Source organism: Candidatus Paracaedibacter acanthamoebae (genome assembly GCF_000742835.1).
GTDB classification, from domain to species: Bacteria; Pseudomonadota; Alphaproteobacteria; order Paracaedibacterales; family Paracaedibacteraceae; genus Paracaedibacter; species Paracaedibacter acanthamoebae.
In genome coordinates this window covers 637,648-662,880 of sequence record NZ_CP008941.1, presented here as the reverse complement: position 1 = coordinate 662,880, position 25,233 = coordinate 637,648, and the positions used below count along the sequence as shown (strand labels likewise).

Sequence of the window (25,233 nt, the reverse complement as noted above, 5' to 3'; positions counted from 1 at the left end):
AAGCAGTTCGGTAATTCTGGACTATTTAAATCATCCATATACAAGCTGATCGTTACTTTTAGCAATTTGTGTAAGGGGATAGTCTTCAAGCTTTAATAGGCTTATCAGCGTCTCATCCATTTTATAGGCATCCGGACTGAAATGAGGTTTGCCATCATCAGAAAGCCATGCAGTTTGGTATGTAAAGTAAACGGGCATGGGGGTTTTCAGTGAAACAGTTTTAGTTTGACCAGAATTAATTTCCTTTTGAATTCTATGCTCATCCCAACCATTTTCATCCTTTAAAACCCAAGCGGACAGCTCATTAGGATTTTGTAACCGGATGCAACCGGAGGAGAAATTTCGACGTGGCTTATCAAAGAGGTTAGCTGTGGGTGTTCCGTGCAAATAAATGGTATAGGGATTGTCAATGTTCAACTTTATTCGTCCCAAAGCATTCTGGAAGCCCGGCTTTTGACGTAAGTTTAGACTTGAGCCTCGATGCTCCCAATCAATATGATAGGGGTCAAGACGGTTGCCAGCATTGTCATAGACAGTAAAGCCTGCTCGTTCGACATAGCTTGGATCATTGATGATCTTAGGGATTTTATCCCGAACAAGGATGCTTTTGGGAACTCCCCAAGATGGATTGATGACAATATTTATAAGGGGCGCATAAAATAGCGGGGTCTTGCGGCCAACTTGGCCAACAATGGCGCGCATCCGGACTTCTATTTTATTATTATGGACAGCTAGAACTTCGTATCCACCAACATTGACAATAAGATGCTTTTCACCCATGTCATCGGGGAACCAGCGTAACCTTTCCATATTGATGATAATTTGTTGAACCCGCTTGGTTAAGGGGATATTTAAGGCGCGCGTGGTATCATCGCCCATAACCCCATCGGCCTCTAAATTGTTATGTCGTTGAAAATCAACCAGGGCATTAAACAAATCTTGAGTATAAAGATCGTCAAAATTTGCTGAGACATAATAACCATAAACGGCCAGAATTTTTTTGACTGCTGGAATGTTGGGATCAGTTTGTCCCACCGTAACTTTGGTTTTTCTAAGAAGGGGGAGGTCCCCCCATTTAGCTGATAAGCCTTTAAAAATTTGTAATAGCTTTTTTAGGTTTTGATAATTCGGTACAGCCGGTGCCATCCGAGTGAGTGTTTCAAAATTATTGCTTGAATCTTTTAAGGCGAGGGTGAGAAGGCCCACAGGATCTGTTTTGGGAGAGGTAAGTTTTATTGTCCGAGCGGCATCTTTGGCGGGTATACGCCCCACGCGTACATGATCGATAAATTTCAAAAATGTATCTGTTAATTGGACTTCGGCTGTAACCCACTCTTCTTTATAGTTTGCGGTCCACCCTTGTTGATAATCATTGGGATTGAGCCCCTCGAGATCGGCACCTCTTAAAACCGTTTTTGCTGCCTTGGCAGCGACACTTTCTTCGCCGTTGGGATACCAAACAGCAACATAACCATGTTGCTTATAGAAGTCCCGCGTTTCTTTACTAATAGTCTTATGGTCGAGAATATATAATTCGATAGGGCTCTTATGTTCACCGACGACAACTTTGGTATAACCCTTTTGGGAAGAGTCATGTGCTTTATCTGCCAGTGCTGGATTATAAGATAAAGCCGTGGTAATTAAGGCTGTAATCGTAAAAACTTTCATGACGATGGTATCCAGACAAGGGTTATCCTTAAAATACATCGTAAATTATTGGAGTTAATTATCCTTTAAAACTCAATAAAAAGTTTAATTATCAAAGTTTTTAATAGTCTTTGATAGATAAGAATAAGCCGTCATAATTGTTAAAATACCAGCAATCCATAAAAATAACTCACCAATCCACGCAATGGGGCGCTTTGAGACATCCCCGATTAATAAAATGGTGATGGCTCCCATCTGGGCTGCTGTCTTCCATTTTGCAAGGTTACTAACAGGCAGGGGAACATTAATCTCACTCAAATGTTCGCGTAGGCCTGATACCATAATTTCACGACATAAAATGATTGCCGCTGGGATTAAAGATAAGCGAGATATTTTATCATAGCCAGCCATATAGAGAAGCGTTGTGGCAACCAACAGCTTATCAGCAATAGGATCAAGAAAGGTACCTAGTTTACTGGTTTGTTTTAAAAGGCGTGCGAGGTAGCCATCCAAATAATCTGTGAAGCAGGCGCTTGCAAAGGCAAAAACAGCTAACCAACGCCATAAAACGGTGTCGATATAAAAAGCTATTACCACGACCGGAATCAACAAGATCCGGATAAATGTCAAAATATTTGGAATTGTCAGCACGCTTATCCCTCCTGCGTTGACCCCATATTGACATTATTATTTTCTCAGTTCAAGACAGGTTTTGCAAGTTTCCACGAAACTTTGGGTTTATCATAAATTTTGCTAGATTGAGTTTCCTTATCAAAGGCAATGAAATTTTTTTCTCGATCCATGACGAGGAGGGCAGGTGAGCTAACTGGATTTCCTTCCTGGATAATTTGAATGGGTAAACCGCCGCCTGTATAGGTATAATTTAATAAAAAATCAAGAGGGAAGAGAGACATTATTAAAGTAAATAGGCATATCAATATTGTTCTATTTGCTCTCCGAAGTTTTTTGAACGAGTGAGTAGACAATTTAGAAAAAAATATCACCCAAATGTTTATGTTTTCCATTAAAAGGACTATTATAGGTAGAAATTTTTCACTTATTCCTAATAAATCTAAGGATTCTGCTAGACCGAACATCAAAAGGAGTTGTGAACCATAAAATGTAAAAAAGATAAAAGTACGACATAAAAAGTAAAAATTTTTTTACATTTATTATGCTTAAATATATTACGTAACTTAATAATAATAACATAAGTATTATATATCCTAAGGGCTAATAACCCAGAGCGCCAATAATAATTGGTATCGTAAAATATAAAGGGGCTAACCCCATCGTGAAGAAGAGTTTATACTTTTCCTTGTTCCAGCTTTCAAAGCTTTCAAGAAGATTGATTAAGTAATTAAACGAGTTTTGAGTTGCAATCAGTAAGGTACTCATTACTAATATAAATGTAAAAGCAATGTATGTTGAAAAAGTACTTGAATTTAAAAGAATATTTAAGGAAATACAGTACTTGTTTGAGTATAGGGCTGCCGCAATAACGAGACTAATAACTGATGTTAGTACACAAGGGAAAAGGTAAGGCTTTACATAACCGTTAAAGAGATTTAGGAGGAAGGGGTTTGTCTGTTTTAAATGGTTCCCAAGTCTTTGTTCAACCAGATTTGAATTATTTTGATTACGCAATCTTCTCATAAAAATTTTAGATAAATTAGGTTTATTGATGAAGAAGATCATAGTGTCTATATAGAATTTTATAAATAAATTTTTCTTTATAGGCTAAGACTAATCATGGAAGTGGCTATAGATGATTTTTGCTACCGTTTCATTGATCCCATCCACAACCATTAAGTCATGAATGCTGGCTGCTGAGATGCCACGAACTGAACCAAAATGGTGGAGCAAAGCCTTTTTGCGTTTAGGACCTATCCCTGCAATTTCATCTAATTTTGATTTTACCATAGATTTTTGGCGGCCGGCTCGGTGGGTTCCAATGGCAAAACGATGGGCCTCATCGCGCAGTCGCTGTAAGAAATGCAGGGTGGGGGAATTATGTTCTAAAGTAAAAGGTTCCTGAGCGGGCATAAAAAATTTCTCTCGCCCAGCATTGCGTTGTTCTCCTTTGGCAATGCCAACAATAGTAACACCTTGAATCTCTAGCTCTTCCATAACTTGTAAGACGGCATTTAATTGTCCCAATCCGCCATCAATTAACATGAGTTCGGGCAGCTGCCAATCTTCCTGTTCGGCACGGGCAAAGCGACGACTTAAAACTTCGCGCATCATGGCATAATCATCGCCACCATGCCCCGGTTGCGCTGATTTTATAGCAAATTTTCGATAAGCCTTGCGATTGAATCCGGTTTCGTCTGCGACAACCATCACCCCGTATGGGTGGGTGCCTTGAACATGACTGTTGTCATAAATCTCAATACGGGAAGGGCGGTTTTCTAACCCAAAAGTTGTGGCAACCTCATCAAATAATCTTCCCATTGACGCAGATTCATTCACTTTTCGTGAAATGGCATCCTTTGCATTGGACAAGGCATGGTCAATAAGTTCTTTCTTTTTGCCAAGGCGGGGAATCTCCCAGCTTATGGCTTTGCCAAAATGTTCTCGACAGCTCGATTTAATCAGATCAAACTCTTCAGGTTTGTGGCTCAGTAAAACTTTTTTAGGGGGTTCACGGTCCGCATAGAATTGATTGAGGAAGGCCTCTAGTTTTTCCTCAATGGTTGCGCCTTGGGTGTGGGCTAAAAAGAATGATTCCGTTCCAAAGTTACGGCCATGGCGGAAAAAAAAGACTTGGACACAGGTCTGTCCAGAATTATCGACTATGGCGACAATATCACAATCACTTATCCCTTCCACATTGATGCGTTGCCGGGCTATCAAGCGGGTGATAATGGCGATTCTATCACGGTAAAGTGCTGCTGTCTCATAGTCAAGGTCTTCGCTGGCTGTATGCATCTTTGCAGCTAAATACTCTTGCACTTTAGAGGATTTGCCGGAAATAAAATCAACAGCTTGTTTAACCGATTCATTATACTCACTCGCCGTAATCTTTTTGACACAAGGGGCTGAGCAGCGCTTGATGTGGTATTGTAAACAAGGACGGGTGCGCGCAGCAAAAAAGCTGTCACTACAATTCCTGAGCAGGAATATTTTTTGCAGCAAAATTAAGGATTCATCGACGGCCGCATTGCTGGCAAAGGGGCCGAAATAGCGGCCTTTTACCTGCTGAGGACCGCGGTGTTTTGCAATACGGGCATATTTATGATCTTGAGTAATCAGCACGTATGGGAAGGATTTATCGTCTTTTAGAAGAATGTTATAGCGAGGCTGCAACTTTTTAATTAGATTGCTTTCTAGCAATAAAGCTTCGATTTCACTATGGGTTGTAACAATCTCCATCCGAATTGTTTCTGCCACCATGCGTTGCAATCGGATCGGTAGCTGCTCTGTTTTAGTATAAGAAACAACACGTTTTTTTAAACTTTTGGCTTTTCCGATATATAAAGGGTCGTCATTTTTATTATACATCCGATAGACGCCCGGCTTATCAGGAAGGGTCTTCACGACAGACTTAATAATGTCTATGCCAGTTTCAAGGGCTGAGAGTTTTAGATCAGAAGTCATTGTGCATCATAACAACGGTTGGTATAGAAAATAGGTTCACAATTAGTATTATATCACATTACGGGGAGGATTGTCAGGGGCAACTGAAGGATCGGCTGTCACCGTGAGGGGTAAATTTAAATCACTTAAGATTAAAAGAAATCGCTAAAGTTTCCTTCAGTTTCGATTGTAAAGTCTAAAGGATAACCGTTTGAAACTTCGGGATTGGTTCCAACGATATGAATTTTAATTTTTCCCGGATTATTGTCTGTTTCTGAGGCTTGCAGCGAGATGTTCAGGACTGTATAATTAAGATCGCTTAAGGCTTGCTCGTTTTTGTCCTCTTCTTCTTCTTTATCCGATGGTAAGTAATGAATTTTTCCGTTAAAGGCTGAGGATCGGGCTGACATTGTGATAATCTTGATCGTTGATTGATCCAAAAGAACAACAGCTGACCCTGATATTGTGCCGGTTGCTGCTAATGTGGTAACGTCACTCGTACTAATCATTTCATTGATATCCAAATCAGAGAAATCAACCTTAGCCAATAATCCTTCGGGCATTAGTTTGAAATCATGGAGATGCAGTTGCCCTTTGCAAAATTCGATATCAATGATTTTGGGAATCATCCCTAAAGACGAATCGGTCTCTCCGACAATGGATACATTGGTAAAGTTTAATCTATGACGACGGATAGATTTTGCTTTAATGATCACATTGTTGGATTGCTCTGCGGTTATTATCGGCAGGTCTGCTGTAATCCCGGTAATATCATAAAAGAATAACTTAGCAGTACCATCCTTCCAATTTAGCCTCACCTGACCATTAAGACTGTCTTGATGAATGTTGAGTTTTGCTAGCAGTTGCGCCTTGCCTCCCTCAATTTCTAAGCCCTGGATATCCGATACCCATGGAATAAGGTTGTGGATGGTTATGAGATTGAGATTATGAATGTTAGACGTAATGCTTCCATCGTGGATTTGAGGAGCATAGGTTGCTGAAAATTCACCGGTGCGACCATTAGAATTTAATGTAACTCCTTGAGCTTTATAAAGATGAGGCGACAGTTTAAATTTTATATCCAATTCAGACTTATAATCATCTAGATTTGCTTTAATTGTTCCATTAAGATGATCGCCTTTTTGAGTGATAATTCCCTCTATATTTCTTAAGGAAATATAAGGCAGAGTCCAATAAGAAGACTTAATTTTTGTGTGTTCATCTTCAAACTTAACAGATATAATTTCATGATGCCTGTTAGCAAGTTGATAGTATTTCTGTCCTCCCCATAATATGAAATTTTCCTCGCCAATGTGAAGTTTCAGCTTTTCAATTATAAATTCTGCTGGATTGGCATTGAGATTATCCATTAATCCAATGATCTTAGATAGATCTGTAAATTCCGAGAAGCGGAGCGAAAAGTTGCCCCCCGATAATGTTACCCGTTTGTGATGCCCTGATAATAAACCTTTTAATTCAGGGGTAATTCGAATGCGGTCGATTTTACCCAAAACATAATCGCCATTATTAATAGCATTATCTTTGAAATGGAGTTGGCCTTTACTGATACTGGCTGAAGAGGAAGAAACTTGGATATGGTTGCCAAAAATGGGATTAATGATCTTATTGTTGACAAAATTACTACTTAATCCCATATACGCAGCTAATATTAAGGCGGATAAGTATAAAACCCAGGGCAGAGTATGTTTGAAAATAGAGCTCATCTTTAGCATAAAAATATCCAATTCATCTTTCATCCTTAGCAAAAGAAAGCTATGGTATATCCATGATGAAATATTATTCAATAATAAGCAATTATGACTTTTGATGCTACCTTCTCTTCCCATATATATTCTTTACCGTTTGTGGGAATTTTGTTGTCAATTTCTCTAGGACCCATTTTGTTTCAGAATATCTGGCATAAAAATTACTTCCGCTTTGCAATTTTTTGGTCGCTGATCTCTCTTACCATGTTAATGGGTAAATTTGGATTTAGGGTGACCCTGCAAGAATGGATTCATATGCTCTTCCATGAGTATATACCGTTTATGTTGATGATTGCTGCTCTCTATACAATCACTGGCGGTATTCATATTGTTATAAGGGTGCGTGCCCATGCGGGTACCAATGGTCTTTTACTCTTGGTTGGTTCTTTTTTGGCCAGCTTTATTGGGACCACAGGGGCAGCAATGTTATTAATTCGTCCGCTGCTCGATATGAATCGTCATCGAAAGTACAGAATCCACCTCGTTATATTTTTTATTTTCCTAGTGGCAAATGTAGGGGGAAGCTTAACGCCGCTTGGTGATCCACCCTTATTCTTGGGGTACTTACAAGGTATCCCTTTTTGGTGGCCTATGGAGCATCTTTTCGGGCCAATGGTTAAGGTACTTATACTTTTAATTGCTATATTTTTAGCAATTGATCACTATCTTTTGACAAAAGAAGAAAAGCAGCCCAAAGTTCGGGAAACCGGCCAGCGTTTATTGCATATCATGGGGATGCGCAATTTTCCAATCTTGCTAAGTGTGGTTATGAGCGTCTGGATGCTTGGGGAATGGACAGATGCACCAAGCTCGGGAATTTTGGAGCTTACATGGGCCGAAATCATTAGAAATATCTTATTGTTAGGGTTTGCTCTTATCTCATGGAAAATTACACCAAAGATGGTTCGGTATTATAATCAGTATTGCTGGGAACCTTTTAAAGAAGTTGCAAGGTTATTTATTGGTATTTTTACTACTATCATTCCCGTTATTCAAATGTTACATCAAGGCATCACAGGACCATTTGGAGGGTTATTGCAATTAGCAAATCCAGGGGGACAGCCAGATAGCAAGCTTTATTTTTGGTTGACAGGGTGGTTATCCGCATTTTTGGATAATGCCCCAACTTATTTAGTCTTTTTCCATATGGCGGGGGGAGATGCTCAAGTTTTATCAACCTCGATGGCTCCTACCCTGATGGCAATCTCTGCTGGGGCAGTATTCATGGGTGCCATGACCTATATTGGTAATGCGCCAAACTTTATGGTCAAAGCTATTGCAGAAAAGCAACATATTAAAATGCCAAGTTTTTTTGGCTATATGCTTTGGTCGTGCGCTATACTGCTGCCCGCGTTTATAATTTTTTGTTGGATTTTTTTATAAGAAATAGGTGTAAAAATTTTGAAAATCCGTCGGCGGCAGATACGAGAGTTAGCGTGGATTCTCACCCCTCTATTTCTTGTGGGGTGCAGTTATTTATTTCCTTCAAAGGAGGATAAGAAATTTACGCCAAAGGATCTTAATTTACCGGAAATAAAATATCGTGCAGATTTAGAGGTGCTGGGGGATAAATCCCAAAAAACCTATTTCAAATCAGTTCCTGAACTATTAAAACCTGATACCTCTGCCCCAGTCAGTACTAATGCTCTGAGGTATCGCGCTGATGCTGATCTCAGATTGCTTCGTAAGGCTTTAAAGAATAGGGGATATTTCAATGGTAAAGTTGACTATACATTGGATTATTCGGGGCCAGAAAAGGTCGTAAAATTTATTATCGAGCCTGGGGATGTTTATAAGATTGAAGGGGTTGATATTGATATGACAGGTGCCGATGATATCCCTATTATGCCTGAAAAAGCTCGTAAAGTTATTGGTATTAATAACGGTGCCAAAGTTCATCTGGATGAGGTGGTAGTATCTGTGCCCCGCTTACATCGATACTTTGTTTGTCATGGTTATCCGGATGTTGAAATCGAAGAGCCAATCGGTAAGATTAATGATGCTAAAAAATCGGTTCTTTTAATTTACAAGATTCATCTCAAAGGCAAAAAAAAGTATGGCTCACTAACCATAACTGGCAATAAGACCATTTCAGAAAGCTATATTAGAAACCGTTTTCATATTAAAAAAGATGAATTTTATGATCAGAGCGAATTAGATAAATCTCGGCGAGCTTTATTGGATTCGGAAATATTTAGCTCAGCCTTGATCAGTCATAAAAGTGTCGATGATCATGCTGATATTACTGTTGACCTCAAGGAAGCGCCACCGCGGCGTGTTGCAGCAGGTATCCGCTATGGAACCCAGGAAGGTAGTTGGGGGAAAGTTATTGTGGCAACATAAAAATGCTTTTGGTAACGGTGAGGACTTTTACATTCGGGGCGAGGGCGGTCAGCGACAATTCAAGGGATCGATTGGTCTACGCGTTCCTGATGTCGTCTGGCAAGATTTTACTTTATCTACCATAGCCTCCATCACAAAAGCAGAGACCAAGGCTTATGAAGGACATATTTACAATTATTATTTAGGGCTCGATCATAAAATAGATGACAAATCGACCTATGGTATCGGTATCGAAGCGGAATTATCTGATTTAAAGAAGACACACCGAGTTAATCGATATTTCGGGGGTTTACCCGTTTACTACCTGTATGATACTAGTAACGATCGGATTAATCCTTATAAAGGATGGCGAGCAAGAATTGATATAGCCCCTTATATGGGGGATTTTGTTCACCATCGTCCTATGATTAAGGCTAGCCTATTCAGTACCCAGTATTGGCGTTTAATTAAGAAAGATAAATTTATCATTGCAACGTGGGAAAGAGTTGGTCAAGTGGGGGGAATTCCCTTTTCAGACATTCCTTTAAACCGACGCTGGTATGGGGGAGGCAGCGGTTCTGTGCGTGGTTATGGATACCAGAAGTTGAGCAAACCGGATGTATTTCGAAATCCGCTGGGGGGGAAATCAATTATTGAGGGCGGTATAGAACCCCGCTGGCGTGTGACCGAAAAAATTGGTGTATCGGTTTTCTTTGAAGCAGGTGCTGTCTCCGAGCGGCAGGTGCCCGGTCTAAAATCAAAAGAATTAATGTGTGGATTTGGAATAGGGGGGAAATACTATACGGATATTGGCCCTATTCGCGTGGATTTGGCATTTCCAACTAAACGTCGCAAAGTTGCTGGAAAGAGTTATGATTCTCCTTTTCAATTTTATATAAGCTTAGGACAAGCATTTTGATGGCACATTATTTCAAAGGTATTCGAAATTTTTTTATCGTCGCTTTTCTCATTTTTGCAAGCGTCCTGCTTATTTTGCAGATTCCCTCTTTAAATACGAAAGTTGTGGAGCTCATTGTTAATCTAGTAACGCCAAGCGATATGACCATAAGAGTCCGAGGCATTAATGGGGTATTTCCCTTTGAGATAACGGTGGACAAGATTAAGATTAAAGATCAAAAATCAAAATGGTTACAACTTGATGGTGTTGCTATTGATTGGCAAGGTGTGGATGTCTTGTATGGTAATATTCATCTCCTGACCGTTTCTGCTAAAAAAGTGACTTATTGGCGAGCCCCAGGCATGAAGGGGAGCGATGATCCGTTGACATTGCCGCGTCTCAATGTGGATAAAATCCACATCGATGCTGTTGAAATTCCTAATTTATATGCTGGAAGTTTTCAACTTAACGGAAAAATTGTATCGCCTGAAAATAATACGCATCATGCACAAATTGACCTAAGATTTTCTGATAATCCAGACCATGTAGATACGCTGGTCTATAATCAAAAGGGTATTAATTACACTCTAACAGGCAAGGTTGATCGTCCGCTTCATAATTTTTCAAAGCTGTCTCCGGATGCTTTTGCAAAAATTCAAAAAGGAAAAGCTTTCTTCGATATAGATGTGAAAGGCGATACTTACTTTAAATCAATTACGGGTCATTTGAGAGGCGAATTAATCGATTTTCAGACTCTCGATACAAAATTACAAGAGATGATCGGGGTAAACCCTAAACTCATTTTAGATATTGATGCGGATAATACTGGAAAAGTGCAAAAAGCCCAGGGAAATTTAAGATTAGGACAAAATAGAGAGCTATCCTTTACGGCCTTACCTGAGACGGGCATGCCTGCGATCTATAAGTTTCGCGTCAATCTAAAGACCTTAAAGCAAGCAGGGCAACTTGAGGGGCAAGTTTTCCGTGAAGATAACAATCTTGTTTTTAATGGTCTCCATTTGACAGGATTAGAAAGTGATATTCGGGGAAAAGTGCTCTATGGGGAGATTCTTTTTGCCCACCTTAAAGGCAAAATTCATGACTTGCGTCCAATCACCGATCTTATAAACTTTCCAATGGGGGGACAATTGGAATTGGACGTATCCTGTAAGGGACAGGATTTAGCTTTAACCCTCCATGGAAAGTCTATCCTTCTTGGATCTGATAAAACACCCTTTGAGACGGTGTCTGCAACCGGCAAAATAGAAAAGGGAGAAGGACCTTTCACACTTGCTTTAAAGCGAGAATCAACGACCGCTGACCTTGTTGTATACGTTAAAGATTCATGGCAACAGTTTGAAGTGCGTCAGTTGGGGGTAACTGAAGGGAAGTCTCCATTCATCTACCTGACTAGTCCGTTTAGTATTTTTTATAAAGATCAAATAGTATCAATTCCAACGGCAACGATTAAATGCTTGGACGGCCAACTTGCTATTAACAAACTAGAGTTTTCTGATAATCCTACCGGTGAGATTGTGTTAGATAAAATTACAGCAAAGGTACTAAACCCCTTGATTGAAAAAGTTGAATGGCAAGGAAACGTGTCAGGCAAACTCAACTTTTTTGATGATAAATCTAAAGGATACTACACAGGTTTTCTAAAACTCTCTGATTTTGGAATTGATAATAAATTAAGGAGAACACAAAAGCTGAGTAATCTTAATGTTCTCTTTTTTCATTCGGGTAAATCGTTGACTATTGATAGTAATTATTCAGATGCAGCGACTTCTAATTTAAAGGGAAAAATTCAAGTCACCTCGACGCATTATTTTCCTCAAGAATCCGATCCTATAAAATCTTCCCTGGCGGGCACCTTCGATCTTTCCGCTCTCAATACACTAATTTGGTGGGGAGACCGATTTAAGGGAAAATTAACGATTGACCATTCAGGGGAAGGGACAGTGCTTACATCTAATCCAAGAGCTAAAGTGACTTTAGAAAATGGATATTATGAGAATGGTGCTATAGGGACTATTTTAAAGGATATCCGCGGCATTGCGACCTATTCTAACCAGCAACTTATCATCTCAGAATTTAGCGGGCGGGATTACGATAAAGGTGCGTTCAGGATGACAGGAAATGTTCAATTTGCAGATTTTTCATCCCCGCACCTCAATTTACATCTTAATTTTACCACATTGATGCTTATGAATACGGATGAAGCAATTATAACGGTGACAGGAAAATTAGATGGCATCACGCTTCCATCAACTTATCACCAACTGAAAGGAGGGGTGCTGGTTAACTCTGCTTTAATAAATCTCTCTCAACTCTCCTCTGAACCTAAGACAATTAGAACTTTTCGTACCGAACAGGAATTACAAAAAAACAAGAGAAAGTACATCAACCTTCTCCCACAACTGTGGAGATCAAGGTGGATATCCCTAAAAAGCTATTGGTACAGGGGTATGGATTACGTAGCGAATGGAAAGGCGGATTGCTGGTGAGGGGATCCATTAACGCCCCCCATATTGAGGGCAGTATAAATTCGATTTCTGGGCGGTTAGATATTTCTTCTAAACGTTTGGCTCTGGCGCCCAGCTCGGTAACTTTTAAAACGCATAATGGTGATATTATTCCCGTACTAGACATAAAAGCCACCAAGCAAGTGCGAGAATATGATGCCTTTATAGCGTTATCTGGCCCATCAAATAATCCTAATATCGAATTTATATCCCTGCCGGCCTTGCCCACTGAAGATGTTATTGCTCTCATTTTATTTGATAAACCCATGGCTGAAGTTTCAGCGGCTCAGAGTTTGCAGCTTGCCACCACCATGGCGGCTGTTAAGGCAGGAAATTTTAAAGGGGGTGCCTTTGATTCTTTGAACCAACTGCTTGGCGTGGATGATATCTCCTTACAAAAAGCAGAAGTTTCAGAAGCAGTGGATGATGACAAGCAAAGCTATAGTTTGTCGATTGGAAAACAAATGTCAAAAAGGGTCTATGTGGGAGTAGAGCAAGGACTGCAGCAAGAAGTAGGGACCAAGTTAAAGGTAAAGGTTGATGTGACTAAGAAAACAAAACTTGACATTGAAACGGGGACTGAAAATACTGCGGCCGGCTATGGTCTTGAATTCCGATACTAGAAGTGCGTCGATTGAGCGCACCCTAAAAATAAAGCAAACCCACTTGTAACAGAGTAGAAATCACGTCACAATGCATTTAGCAGAAATTTTATTTATGTAGAAGAAACGTAATGACTTTCAGTCGACTAACAACTTTCTTACTCGTCGCTTTATTGGGGTCAAATGCTGGTGCTGCGACTCCAAAACCATGGGAGATTGGCTTTCAATCTGCGGCAACGCCGACCATGGAGGGGCTTACTGATATGCATAATCTCCTCTTAATAATTATCTTCGTGGTTGGAATTTTTGTGGCTTTACTTTTATTTTATACCATGTGGCGATTTAGTGAAAAGCGTAATCCAACACCATCTAAAGTTTCCCATAACACCTTTATAGAAATTGTTTGGACATTGCTGCCGGTTTTAGTTCTTGTGGTGATTGGTGTTCCGTCCTTAAAATTGCTGTTTTTTAGTGATAAAATTGAAAATGCAGATCTAACTATAAAAGTTACTGGTCGTCAGTGGTATTGGACCTATGAATTCCCGGACCATAAAATTGAATTTGATAGCCGGATGATTCTTGATGCGGATCTAAAACCAGGGCAACTTCGACTTTTGGATGTGGATAACCCGGTTGTGGTTCCAGTCGGTAAAGCTGTCCGTTTACTGCTCGCATCAGATAACGTGATTCACAGTTTTGCGGTCCCATCCTTTGGAATTAAAAAAGACGCAGTTCCAGGCCGATTGAATGAAACTTGGTTTAAGGTCAATAGAGAAGGTACCTATTACGGCCAATGCTCAGAATTGTGCGGAACAAAGCATGGATTTATGCCAATTGCTGTTAAGGTTGTCTCGCAAGAACAGTTTGATGACTGGGTTAAAAACCATAAATCTTAAATAATTAAAAAGTAGGTGTAAAATGTCAAGTTTAGCAGGTACAGATCACGATCATCACGGCCATCCAACAGGATGGCGACGTTGGTTGTTATCAACGAACCACAAAGATATTGGGACGTTATATATTATTTTTGCAATGGTGGGTGGTCTATTGGGAGGCGCTGCCTCCATGATTATCCGTGCCCAATTGATGCATCCAGGCAGTTTAGTTCTCGGGGATAATTATCAACTTTATAATGTCATCATCTCCGCTCACGGTGTCTTGATGATTTTCTTTATGGTCATGCCTGCCCTGATTGGTGGGTTTGGTAACTGGTTTGTGCCACTGATGATTGGGGCACCTGATATGGCTTTCCCTCGGATGAATAACATCAGCTTTTGGCTTATGGTTCCCTCTTTAGCGTTGCTCCTTCTTTCTGGGACAACAGCGGAGGGAGCAGGGACAGGGTGGACGTTTTATCCTCCCCTAAGTGATGCGGAATATCATGGCGGTCCTGCTGTGGATTATCTTATATTTAGCTTGCACTTGGCCGGGGTTTCATCAATCCTAGGGGCGATCAACTTTATTGTGACGATTTTTAACATGCGCGCACCGGGGATGACCTTTCACAAAATGCCATTGTTTGTGTGGGCGATGCTTGTAACAGCATTCTTGCTTTTACTTGCCGTCCCTGTTTTGGCGGGCGGAATCACGATGTTGCTAACAGATCGTAACTTCGGGACAACATTTTTTGCTCCTGCTGGTGGTGGCGATCCTGTGTTGTTCCAACACCTGTTCTGGTTCTTTGGCCATCCAGAGGTCTATATTATGATTTTGCCTGCTTTTGGTATTGTCTCGCAGGTTATTTCAACTTTTGCCCGTAAGCCAATTTTTGGTTATCTGGGCATGGCTTATGCGATGGTTGCGATTGCTGTTCTTGGCTTTGTGGTTTGGGCTCACCATATGTTTACGGTGGGAATGGACGTGAAAGTCAATGCCTACTTTACTGTTGCCACGATGGTGATTGCGGTCCCGACTGGTATTAAAGTATTTTCTTGGATTGCCACCATGTGGGGAGGAGCCCTGCGCTTTAAAACACCAATGATGTTTGCTGCTGGCTTTATTCTATTATTCACAATTGGTGGGTTGACAGGAATTGTCCTTGCCAATGGTTCCGTGGATGTCGCTTTACACGATACTTATTATGTGGTGGCTCACTTCCATTATGTTTTGTCGATGGGTGCATTGTTCGGTCTCTTTTCTGGATTTTACTATTGGATTGGCAAAATGTCGGGCTATCAATATAACGAGACACTCGGGAAAATTCACTTCTGGCTAACCTTTATTGGTGTTAACGTTCTATTTTTCCCAATGCACTTCTTAGGTTTATCAGGTATGCCCCGTCGTATTCCCGATTATCCCGATGCGTTTGCGGGATGGAACTATGTAGTCTCTTTGGGTGGCTTCCTGTCAGGGTTTGCTGGACTATTTTTCTTTTATGTGCTCTATCGAGTTTTCCGCGACAAGGTACCTTGTCCAGGAAATCCATGGGGAGAAGGGGCCGATACGTTGGAATGGACATTGCCCTCACCACCAGAGTTCCACTCCTTTGAGGAACAACCAAAGATCAGCTAATCAAATCTTTTCAAAGCCCCTTTTAGAGGGGCTTTTTTCCACCATCCCTATTTTTTTTCTTTCTCGGCCATTTCCACCTTTCTTCCTTTTCCCGCCTCCGCGCTGGGATCTCGAGATGACAGTCGATTGTGATTCTGTAATATTGAATTTCCATATTATGTTTTTCGCTTGCCCAGAAGAGGATATTATAAACCCGAACTACGGATTAGGCAAAAAATAAGTATATGAAATAGAAGGTTTATGGGGTTTCATTTGATAGATTAGGTAATCAATGTTGCTAGAATGTGGACAAGGAAGTTGACAGGAGAGCGAAGACGGGTACGCTCAAGCTGCAACTTATTTTTTAAATAATCGAAAATCGTTTTGATCACTGATTTTTTGCAAAGCAAAATTTTTTCATGCCAAAGCATAAGCGTATTTGCCATATTTTTTTTAAAGGCCAGCCACTAATTTAAGGCCTTTTTTGTATAATTTTAAAAATAGCTCTCGGCTAAGATACCCCTTGTCAGCAAATAGCAATCTCGTCATATTTTGAGTCATTTGTGGAACAACGTTGCGATCATCTTTGTCTCCTGATTGCTTGCGCTAAAGGGGGCCTAGCATCTTTACCCCTAAGCGGATAGATTCATAAGTTATCCCCACTACTCAACAACTTGATAGCCCCCTTTTGAGCAGCAGTTTTTAACCAGAAACAAACAATGCGAGACTCCTTTAAAATTTGCTTGCTAAACGGAAGGGCATTACACCCTCTTTCTGTTCTTATCTGTGGCACAAGAAAAATGGGCGGTTTGCACCTAGAACTTAAATTTACCTTTTAGGTTTCAGGATTTATATAATCTTTTAAGATCTGGGCAAGATGTTTATGATTTTGAGATGGATCTTTTAACGCCTTAAGATAATTTTGATAGTGTCCCAGTCCATGAGGTGCCCACCACGCCTCCAAACGATTGAATGGATTATTTGATATATTGTAAAAAGGGAAACTTCTTCCAACATAATGGTATGAAAACTTCTTTGAAAAAGAAATCACCTTATCACCATGGTTCCAAACTCTAGAGATATTTTCTTTTCCAAACGCCATTTCCATGCGATCTATTGATTCTTTAGCAAGAATTGCTGGAGCCCCAAAAGTAACGGTTTTTACCAAAATATCCTCCTCATTAATTCCAAGGATTTTTGCCAGGTCTTGCCTTTTTCTTTTTTTATAATAGTATGCAGCAAGTAAAGCTTCCGCACCTCCAAGGCTATGGCCCATTGTAATAATCTTAAATTTAGCAGGCTTGTCATAGTTTTTGTAATAATCCCTAATTCTATCTATTAATAGAGGGAAATAATTCTTGATGGATTCATTAACTAAATTAGCTATTCCTTCCTGAACAGATAACTCTTCAAATTCTGTCCAACCTAGATTCACATCTCGTACCCAATCTTTTAATGAGTTTGAACCAGAATATACAATAACAAGCTTATCAACATGCTTATCTCCTTCTGATGTATGCTCTATTGTGTGCTCTGTATAAGCAATAAAATCTACCTCACCCAAATTCTCAAAAAAAGACATTGGATTGTTTTTGAATTGAAGTATTCCTGCTAGAATAGTATTCCAAATACCCATAAGATCTTCTAGGTTACGGAATCCAACGTCTAGAATAGTAATATTTCTATTAGATAATAATTCACTTTTGTGTAGGAATGAAGCCGCAATAACAGCTTGACTGTTTAGCTGATAATTATTTCCATTATGCTGAAATGGTTGACCTGAATTATACTTGATGTGATTAAAGTGCCAAGAAAATTTTTTATGAATCTCTTGTCGAATATTATCTAATTGCTCTTTGGCGCTCTCAATCTGGTCTAACCCTTGAGCCTCAATAGGGTTCCTATTAAGAATAGTTTGAAGAAAATTATTTATAGCTTGAATACACATTGTGTATTGAGATACTAGATTTGGCAGCCGCTTTTCTGGAGGAAGAGAGCTAACTTGGTAGATGATTTGTCCAAATAAACCTCCTGGTCGTTCGGACACGGTGGGAGCACATATTATTTGACTCTGCCCGTTTTGGGTTGTTAAAAGATCTTGATATAGTATGTCAATATTTATTTTATCATCTATTATTTTTCTCCATCTATTCGTTATATTAGAGACATCATGTGATGCAACAAATCTTCTAGTATTTGTATCGGTATATATATTTGTACAAAGACGCATATAATTTATAAACTTATCCAACTTTTTTTCAGAAAAAGGGGATCCTGTTAAGAAACCATTATCATTCTTTATTTCATTGGGATAATTTTGATGATTTCTTAATAAAATTTTTATAAAATTTTCCGAGATATGTGGTAGCTCTTCCTTAATGCGTTTCATTAGAAGTAGTAGCTCTTTATTACGGCGTATCATTAAATTTTTTTTTCAATCTACCAATTTCTTCCTCTATGTATTTTTTATATTCAGCAAATTTTCTATCCCATCTTCCCCGAGCAGAATCACTATTATTTTGAATACGGCATATAAAGTCTAAAAAGACCGTGGTGTTTTTAATGTCAGAGACATTGAGTTTAGGAACAATTTTCTCCCTTAAAAAATTCTCACTATTAAAAGGAGTACGAGAAAAAATAGCTGAGGCTACCTCTTCTAATCCTGTGCTGCAAGCTTGAAGTTCTGATTTTATCTCTTCATTTATCATTGCTTCAATTTCCAGTGTTACGTATTTTTTCCAATCATCTTTTCTGTACCAATATACGAGTCCTGCTACTCCTGCTGCTGCTACTACTACTGCTACTCCTGCTGCTGCTACTACTACTGTTGCTCCTCCTGCTGCTGCTACTACTACTGCTACTCCTGCTGCTGCTACTACTACTGTTGCTCCTCCTGCTGCTAATCCTCCCGCTGCTCCTGTTGCTCGTGCAGATTCTGTTTGGGTTGTTAATGAAATATATAATTTTTAGAAATCCATTCAAGGAATTAGGGAACTATCCGAAACTGCGGTCTGCAAGACGAGGTCTTTGTTGAGAGCTATTCTGCCGTGAATAAAAGGGATGTCACTTGTATCACTAACTGTTCTAACAAGCACGAAGCATAATAATGCAGAGTAAGAATTATGAGAAGAATATCTTCGTGAGAACCGGCCTGAGAAGAGCGCTAGGTAACTGGTATGGTGAGTGTAATATGAACTCACCTAAGGATCGTAATTCGAAAGCAGGTGCATAAGCTGATACGCTTGACCTAAAAATAGGGGTCCGTTCCGGAAGGGGGGAAATGACACTCTTAAGAGCGAATCACCGTTTTTTCTGCCACTTGTATTCATCAAGCGGCGCGTTCATATTGTTTCTTTTCTAGACTTATCGTTTATCAGCTCAAATCCACCAAACCATCTGTCTCTCAAAACTTTGTCCTTTCTATTCCATAGTTCGGGTTATAAAGAGCTATGGGTCGCTTAATGCCTTAAGGTTTCCCACTTGCCGTCGCTTGAAACGTCGACAATAACATTGGCGAACATATCGATAAAGTGGCGATTGTGGGACACGATACAACATGTTCCTTTATATTCCTCAAGCATTTTGGCCAAAATCTCGCATGATAGCATATCCAAATGGTTGGTTGGTTCGTCAAATATCAATAGATTGGGACGCTGTGCAATCAGGCTAGCCATGACTAAACGCGATTTTTCACCCCCTGATAAAACGCGAACACGTTTCATGGGATCTTGTCCTTTAAAGAGAAAACACCCAAGAATGCCTCTATGTTCTTGCTCGCTCAGAGCCGGCGCAAACTTTTGGATAGTTTCAAGCACGGTCAAAGATGTATCGAGCATTTCAGCACTTTCTTGCGCAAAATAGCCAATCTGTATTCCTTCCCCCAGTTTAAAACTACCACCTAAGGGATTAATTTCGCCGCAAATAGTTTTGAGAAAAGTACTTTTTCCAATACCATTGCGACCAACAATCGCGATTTTCTCAGTTTTGTTAAATTTGACCTTAATTTTTTTCGATAATGGAGCCTCGTACCCAATCACCATCTCGTCGCAAACTAAGACATCTTTAGGTGAATTAGGGATCTGGATCCGAGGGAAGTGAATCTTATCTACGCCCTCATCCACTGTCACTCCTGACAAAACTTCATCTAATTTGTTAATCATTTTCACTCGGGATTGGGCCTGCTTTGCTTTGGTAGCTTTTGCCTTAAAGCGATCCACGAAACTTTGCATATGGGCTTTTTGGGTTTCAATTTTTTTAACAGCTGCCAACGTCGCTTGCTCTTGAGATTCTTTTTGTTTTAAAAAGGCGTCAAAGTTTCCTGTGAATGCTCGCAAGACGCCTTTATTGAGATACAATGTAATTGTAGCAACGTTATTTAGGAACTCCTGGTCATGTGACACAAAAACGATTGTTCCTTTATGGTTTTGTAAAAACTCTTCTAACCATTCAATACTGGGAAGATCTAAATGGTTCGTCGGCTCATCCAAAATCATAAAATCAGGTGAGCTTAGCAAGATTTTACCGAGCTCAATACGCATCCGCCATCCCCCCGATAAGGTCAGAGGATTGGCGTCCAGCTGTTCTCGTTTAAAACCAAGGCCCAGCAAGATTTGTTCTGCCCGTCCTTCCAGTTCATAACCACCTAGATTTTCAAATTGTGTTAAAGCGGTTGTGTATTGCTCGAGGTCAATTTCTTGATAATCTACCTCCATATTATGAAGGAGTTGATCCATCTTCTGCTTTAGTTTAAAGGCGGTCTCATGGCCCGATAAACATTCTACTAACAGAGTGGAAGCTGGATTAGGATTGGGTGATTGCGGTAAATAAGCAACAACTGCGTCTTTTGGCTTAGAAATATCGCCACTGTCCGCATAATCTTTACCTGTCATAATATTTAAGAGGGTTGTTTTCCCTTGGCCATTCGCACCCACAAGAGCAACTTTTTCGCCCTCAGGAAAATGGTAACTAATATCTTTAAATAAAACTTTGTCCCCAAATGCTTTGGAAATATTTTGAATGCGTAACATTTTTACACCTTATAGAATATGAGTAAGAGCGAATGCTCTTAAGCCACGCTGTAGAGTAGGGAGGTAATCACCTACGCTTCGAGGCGGCGAACTTTATGTGACCCTGAGTCAAAGCCCGCCGACGCTATCCGCATCGGTGAAAGAGGGGTGTAAAATTAATCATCATAATACTTAAAAAATAAGCGTTCTTATCCCAAAATGCAAGTTAATTATAACCGCGAGTTTCCTGCCCTTTGGCCGGGAAAAGAAGTTCTTAGTAATATTCTTCACCACAAGAAAACTTTCCGGGCAACCGAAGGGCGGCACCCGGAAAGAGAGTATATAGTGGCAAACACTTCCTCATTCCGGGCTTGACCCGGAATCCATTCCTATGTCGGGGTGCCCCACCAAGCTTTAAACCGATCTAACTGTGATAAAATTAGACTGTCCTTAAAATCAAGGTATGGTTTCCGGGTCGCCTTTCGGTTGCCCGGAAAGAGGGTTCCTTTCCTAGTTCTTTGGCCTGAAAAAGAGGCTCCATAAAGAAAAACCTCTCCGAAGAGAGGTTTTGAGAAAGTTTAGAAGCGAGATGAAACACCAAAGAAAACTCTTTGGACATCATCTTTCGCCTGCTTCTTAACGGGGATGGCATAGTCAATACGCAATGGGCCGAATGGAGAATCCCATGAAATACCGACACCAACAGAGGCTCGCATTGCTTTTTTATCCAGAATTGGGTTGTTTGGGATCTTTAGTTCAGATCCCCAAACACTACCAAAGTCGCTGAATAATGCTCCCTTGACGCCAAATTCATTTGGTAAGCCAATAGGGAACATGGCCTCAACCGTACCCACCCAATAGCGGGATCCACCAATGGCATCCATGGTTTTGGCATCTCGAGGACCCATACCACCATAAGCAAAGCCGCGGAAGCTATCTGCGCCTAAGAAGATTTGGTCCGCCACCCGAATACGTTTGTTGGTTTTTAGAATATGGCCCGCCGTGATGCGCGCGTTCAAAATAACTTCGTCTAAAGGTGAGTAGAAAACAGAGCCGCCCAAGGCATTCTTGAGGTAGCCAATGTCACCCCCTAATCCTGCCAAAGAGTTGCTGAACGTTAATGTATATCCAGCTGTTGGCTCACGCCGGCTGTTTCTTCTATCATAAACCAAAGAATGACCCACGGCTGAGTTAATATAAGATCCCTTCATCCGTTTGATATACTCAGAAGATAAATTTGGCACATCGCTAATTTGATCTCGTTGAAGTGTATAACTCCAGTTTTGGAACCAATTATCTGTCAACTTATAGCCCAAATGAGTCCGTCCACCGGTGTTCTGTTCGGTAAAGGCAGAAATACGCTTGGATCGAATATGGAAAACATCTGCACCAACTTCAAGATTGTATCCCATAAAATAAGGATCTGTAATACCAACGTCAAATTCTTGACGGCGGCTGGCAATCGTGAGGTCAGAGTGAATGGTACGACCCGTTCCCATAAAGTTCCGTTCGGCAAAATGAATGTTTCCTAAGGCGCGGTCAAGGGTAGAGAAACCAATTGCCAAGCCAAGCTCGCCTGTTGATTGCTCCTCAACATTAATGATCATTTTTGCCTTATCGGGAGTGGAACCAGCTTCAATGCTTACATCAACTTTTTTAAAGTACCCTAAATCATTGAGGTTTTGTTCGGCTCTCTTAACAAAGGTCGAATTATACGCGTCACCTTCTTGCAAGCGGATTTCACGACGAATAACTTCATCGCGGGTACGGTCGTTGCCTCGAATTTCAATACGTTCAATGTAAACGCGTGGGCCTTTCTTGATTTCATAAGTAATATCAACGGTTTTGCTATCTTTATTCTTAACAATGACCGGTTCAACTTGTGCAAAAGCAAATCCTTGTATTCCCACAGCTTCAGTAATGGCTTGGATGGTCTTTTCGATCATTTTACGAGAAAACCAGTCCCCCTCAGCATAGGTAATCAGAGAATAAAGCCCTTTCGGGTCAATTTTCTTGATCTCTGACTGAATGGTCATTTTTCCAAAGGAATAGCGTTCACCTTCTTCAAGTGTAAAGGTCAAGAATAAATCCTTTTGATCAGGGGTTAATTCTGACACAGCATTGATGAGGCGGAAATCGGGATAACCACTGTCGTAATAGTATTCACGCAGCAATTGTTGGTCAGCAATAAACCGATCCTGATCATAGGTATCATCAGAGGCGAAGAATCGATACCAACGGGTTTGTTTTGTTAGAAGGGCCTTTTCTAAATGGGAAGACTTTATATGGTGGTTGCCAATAAAATTAACCTTCCGAACGTGCGTGACATCGCCTTCATTGATTTCAAAAACCAAATCTACACGGTTATCATTTTGCTTAATAACTTTGGGGACAACAGTTGCGTTGTACCGTCCCATGCGGCGATAAATATCTAAAATACGTTGTTGGGCGCTTTGAATCTTAGTTCGGGATAAAACTTCCCGAGGACGCAGCTGAACTTCTTCCTTTAATTTATCATCTTTAAGTTTGCTGTTTCCTTCAAATGCGACTTGGTTAATAATGGCGTTTTCAGTTACATCAATTACAAGGGTGTCTGCTTGGCGATTAATTTGAACATCAGAAAAATAGCCTGTGTTATACAAATCTTTTAAGGCATCATTAAGTTCGCTTTGGTCATAGGCTTTGTTCGGTTTTATCGGAATGTAAGACAGAACAGTTGTTGATTCAATACGCTTATTTCCTGTAACCTTAATGGATTTGACTGTATCTGCCTGCACCAACCCTATTGATAAAGTTGATACACTCAATAGTAGAGATGTAAACTTTAGGCTATGTTTTTTCATTGTTTTTCCTCACTCTTTATTCCCCGTGCGGGAATTTCCCCCATTTGTTTTCTAGCTAAATAATCCAGTTATCCAGCTGATTATTTTAAATCTTGATAAATCATTCCAGGTGGCGATAGCCATTAATCCCAGGACGATAAAAAGGCCAATTGTGTAGGCACGCTCCTGAGCTTTGGCACTGACTGGTTTTCCTCTAAGGGCCTCAATTGAATAAAAGACAATATGACCGCCATCCAAAACAGGGATGGGGAGCAAATTGATCAATCCTAAATTAATGGATAAGACTGTTGTCAACAGAATCAAAGCGATCCAACCTTGGGCAGCACTTTGTTTAGCCAATGCACCAATCGTCAAAATTCCACCCAATTCATTGGAAGAACGATTGCCAATCAACATTTGTCCTAGTGCTTTCAATGTTTCCTTTGAAACGACATAGCAATATTTTATAGAGGTAGTAAATGATTCGATAATGCCAGATTCACGATAAATTTGCTCGCCGGATGGGGTAATACCCAATGAGGAAACAGGCTTGCCGTCTTTTGCCATGTTACCCACCAGGGTTAATTCTTTTGCCTGAGCTGTATCTTTTTCTGTCCGTTTAATTTGAACTTTAACAGCATGGCCAGCGGAAGATGGAATGGTTTGACGTAATTCATCAAAATTTGCAACAGGTTGATCGTTGAAAGCAATAATATGGTCACCCGGCGCAATTCCTATGCTATGAGCGACACTCCCCTCAGCCACCCCCCCAACTGTCGGTAAAAATGTCGGAATCCCTTTGGCAAGGTGTAAAACAGATAATAAAATAATCGCTAAGATATAATTAGCAGCCGGCCCAGCGGCGACAACAGCAATGCGTTGACCAACCGTTTTCCCTTGTAACGTCAAGGATTTTTGTTCAGCTGTCATTGAGGCACTGACTTCTTCATCAGGTTTACTGCTTGCATCGGCGTCGCCGTACATCTTAACATACCCGCCTAAGGGAATAAGGCTAAATTTCCAACGTGTCTCTGCTTTATCGGTCCAACCAAACAATTCAGGACCAAAGCCAATGGAGAACACTTCAATTTTCACGCCATTCCAGCGTGCAACGAGATAGTGACCTAATTCATGGATAAAAACTAAAACTGTGAGTACCAAAAGAAATGGAAGCACATACTCAGAGATAGAAAGGATATAACTGACCATCATAAAACCAATTATTAAAAAATCATTAAAACAAATCTAGCGTATATTGTCGAAACATGGAAGAAATGATTTTAGAAAGCAGAGAACAGAAAAAAGGAAAAGGCATCTCTTATTCAGCTTACTTTTTTTGATCCCTGCTATCCTATAAAACAGCTGCGCCTGCTTGTAGTAGATTGACTCTCTCTTTATAATATGGAAGATATCTTTCTTTCTCATTGGCCTCTTTAAAAGAGCCGATTGCTGGCTTCTTCTTTTGCAGACGATGAAATTTCCAAGCAATCTCACGCTCGTGCGCTTTGGGGTGTTTTCTATAATTTAGATACAATTCAAAAAGATGTGGGAGGATGGTTTAGTTGTTATCCGTATG

General features: G+C 40.3%; 17 protein-coding genes and 1 pseudogene. 7 read left to right on the top strand and 11 right to left on the bottom strand.

Going from position 1 to position 25,233, the window contains the following annotated elements; all coding sequences use genetic code 11:
* Positions 1-30: 30 nt before the first annotated feature.
* The 5 genes from ID47_RS02960 to ID47_RS02935 form a co-directional block, all read right to left on the bottom strand.
* Positions 31-1,707, bottom strand: coding sequence for a L,D-transpeptidase family protein (locus ID47_RS02960; RefSeq protein WP_038463674.1), 1,677 nt, complete (start codon positions 1,705-1,707; stop codon positions 31-33).
* A 45-nt stretch (positions 1,708-1,752) separates the two neighbouring features.
* Complete coding sequence (gene pgsA, locus ID47_RS02955) at positions 1,753-2,298, bottom strand: CDP-diacylglycerol--glycerol-3-phosphate 3-phosphatidyltransferase (protein WP_038463671.1); 546 nt, start codon at positions 2,296-2,298, stop codon at positions 1,753-1,755.
* A 44-nt stretch (positions 2,299-2,342) separates the two neighbouring features.
* A complete protein-coding gene (locus ID47_RS02950) occupies positions 2,343-2,561 on the bottom strand; it encodes a hypothetical protein (RefSeq protein ID WP_038463668.1) in 219 nt (72 codons plus the stop codon).
* A gap of 832 nt (positions 2,562-3,393) precedes the next feature.
* The gene (gene uvrC, locus ID47_RS02940) at positions 3,394-5,247 is read right to left on the bottom strand and encodes an excinuclease ABC subunit UvrC (RefSeq protein WP_038463662.1); all 1,854 of its coding nucleotides are present in this window, start codon (positions 5,245-5,247) and stop codon (positions 3,394-3,396) included.
* A gap of 131 nt (positions 5,248-5,378) precedes the next feature.
* On the bottom strand, positions 5,379-6,959 hold the full coding sequence (locus tag ID47_RS02935) for an intermembrane phospholipid transport protein YdbH family protein (protein ID WP_198022330.1): 1,581 nt from the start codon (positions 6,957-6,959) through the stop codon (positions 5,379-5,381).
* A gap of 84 nt (positions 6,960-7,043) precedes the next feature.
* On the opposite strand from ID47_RS02935, the gene ID47_RS02930 reads away from it, so the two are divergent.
* The 7 genes from ID47_RS02930 to ctaD all read left to right on the top strand — a co-directional run bounded on the left by ID47_RS02930 (position 7,044) and on the right by ctaD (position 15,850).
* Positions 7,044-8,375 carry a sodium:proton antiporter gene (locus tag ID47_RS02930; RefSeq protein WP_051908490.1) on the top strand — a complete coding sequence of 444 codons (1,332 nt, stop codon included), beginning with the start codon at positions 7,044-7,046 and terminating at the stop codon, positions 8,373-8,375.
* A gap of 18 nt (positions 8,376-8,393) precedes the next feature.
* Positions 8,394-9,335, top strand: a complete 942-nt coding sequence (locus ID47_RS02925) for a POTRA domain-containing protein (protein WP_038463656.1) — start codon at positions 8,394-8,396, stop codon at positions 9,333-9,335.
* Positions 9,226-10,233: an autotransporter assembly complex protein TamA gene (locus ID47_RS02920; protein ID WP_198022329.1), complete on the top strand. Its 1,008-nt coding sequence runs from the start codon at positions 9,226-9,228 to the stop codon at positions 10,231-10,233. The genes ID47_RS02925 and ID47_RS02920 overlap by 110 nt, the downstream gene beginning before the upstream one ends.
* Positions 10,233-12,719, top strand: a complete 2,487-nt coding sequence (locus tag ID47_RS13635; RefSeq protein WP_038463651.1) for a translocation/assembly module TamB domain-containing protein — start codon at positions 10,233-10,235, stop codon at positions 12,717-12,719. Before ID47_RS02920 ends, ID47_RS13635 begins: the two co-directional genes overlap by 1 nt.
* Entirely contained in the window at positions 12,647-13,360 is a 714-nt protein-coding gene (locus tag ID47_RS02910; RefSeq protein WP_198022328.1) for a translocation/assembly module TamB domain-containing protein, read from the top strand. The genes ID47_RS13635 and ID47_RS02910 overlap by 73 nt, the downstream gene beginning before the upstream one ends.
* 110 nt (positions 13,361-13,470) lie before the next feature.
* The gene (gene coxB / locus ID47_RS02905; RefSeq protein ID WP_038463645.1) at positions 13,471-14,235 is read left to right on the top strand and encodes a cytochrome c oxidase subunit II; all 765 of its coding nucleotides are present in this window, start codon (positions 13,471-13,473) and stop codon (positions 14,233-14,235) included.
* Positions 14,236-14,257: 22 nt separating this feature from the next.
* Complete coding sequence (gene ctaD, locus ID47_RS02900) at positions 14,258-15,850, top strand: cytochrome c oxidase subunit I (protein ID WP_038463643.1); 1,593 nt, start codon at positions 14,258-14,260, stop codon at positions 15,848-15,850.
* Positions 15,851-16,048: 198 nt separating this feature from the next.
* Here the strand turns inward: ctaD and ID47_RS13830 are convergent.
* From ID47_RS13830 to rseP, 6 genes and pseudogenes are all read right to left on the bottom strand, one after another.
* Positions 16,049-16,423: pseudogene (locus ID47_RS13830) on the bottom strand (transposase); the annotation flags it as partial.
* 241 nt (positions 16,424-16,664) lie between these two features.
* Positions 16,665-18,251 carry a lipase family protein gene (locus ID47_RS02890; protein ID WP_084675878.1) on the bottom strand — a complete coding sequence of 529 codons (1,587 nt, stop codon included), beginning with the start codon at positions 18,249-18,251 and terminating at the stop codon, positions 16,665-16,667.
* Positions 18,238-18,537 (bottom strand): hypothetical protein, encoded by a 300-nt coding sequence (locus ID47_RS02885; protein ID WP_038463638.1) that lies wholly within the window; start codon positions 18,535-18,537, stop codon positions 18,238-18,240. The genes ID47_RS02890 and ID47_RS02885 overlap by 14 nt, the downstream gene beginning before the upstream one ends.
* A 750-nt stretch (positions 18,538-19,287) precedes the next feature.
* Positions 19,288-20,856, bottom strand: a complete 1,569-nt coding sequence (locus ID47_RS02875) for an ABC-F family ATP-binding cassette domain-containing protein (RefSeq protein ID WP_051908488.1) — start codon at positions 20,854-20,856, stop codon at positions 19,288-19,290.
* Between the two features lie 557 nt (positions 20,857-21,413).
* Positions 21,414-23,678, bottom strand: coding sequence for an outer membrane protein assembly factor BamA (gene bamA / locus ID47_RS02870; protein ID WP_051908486.1), 2,265 nt, complete (start codon positions 23,676-23,678; stop codon positions 21,414-21,416).
* 51 nt (positions 23,679-23,729) lie between these two features.
* Positions 23,730-24,869, bottom strand: a complete 1,140-nt coding sequence (gene rseP, locus ID47_RS02865; RefSeq protein WP_075261550.1) for an RIP metalloprotease RseP — start codon at positions 24,867-24,869, stop codon at positions 23,730-23,732.
* Between the last annotated feature and the right edge of the window lie 364 nt (positions 24,870-25,233).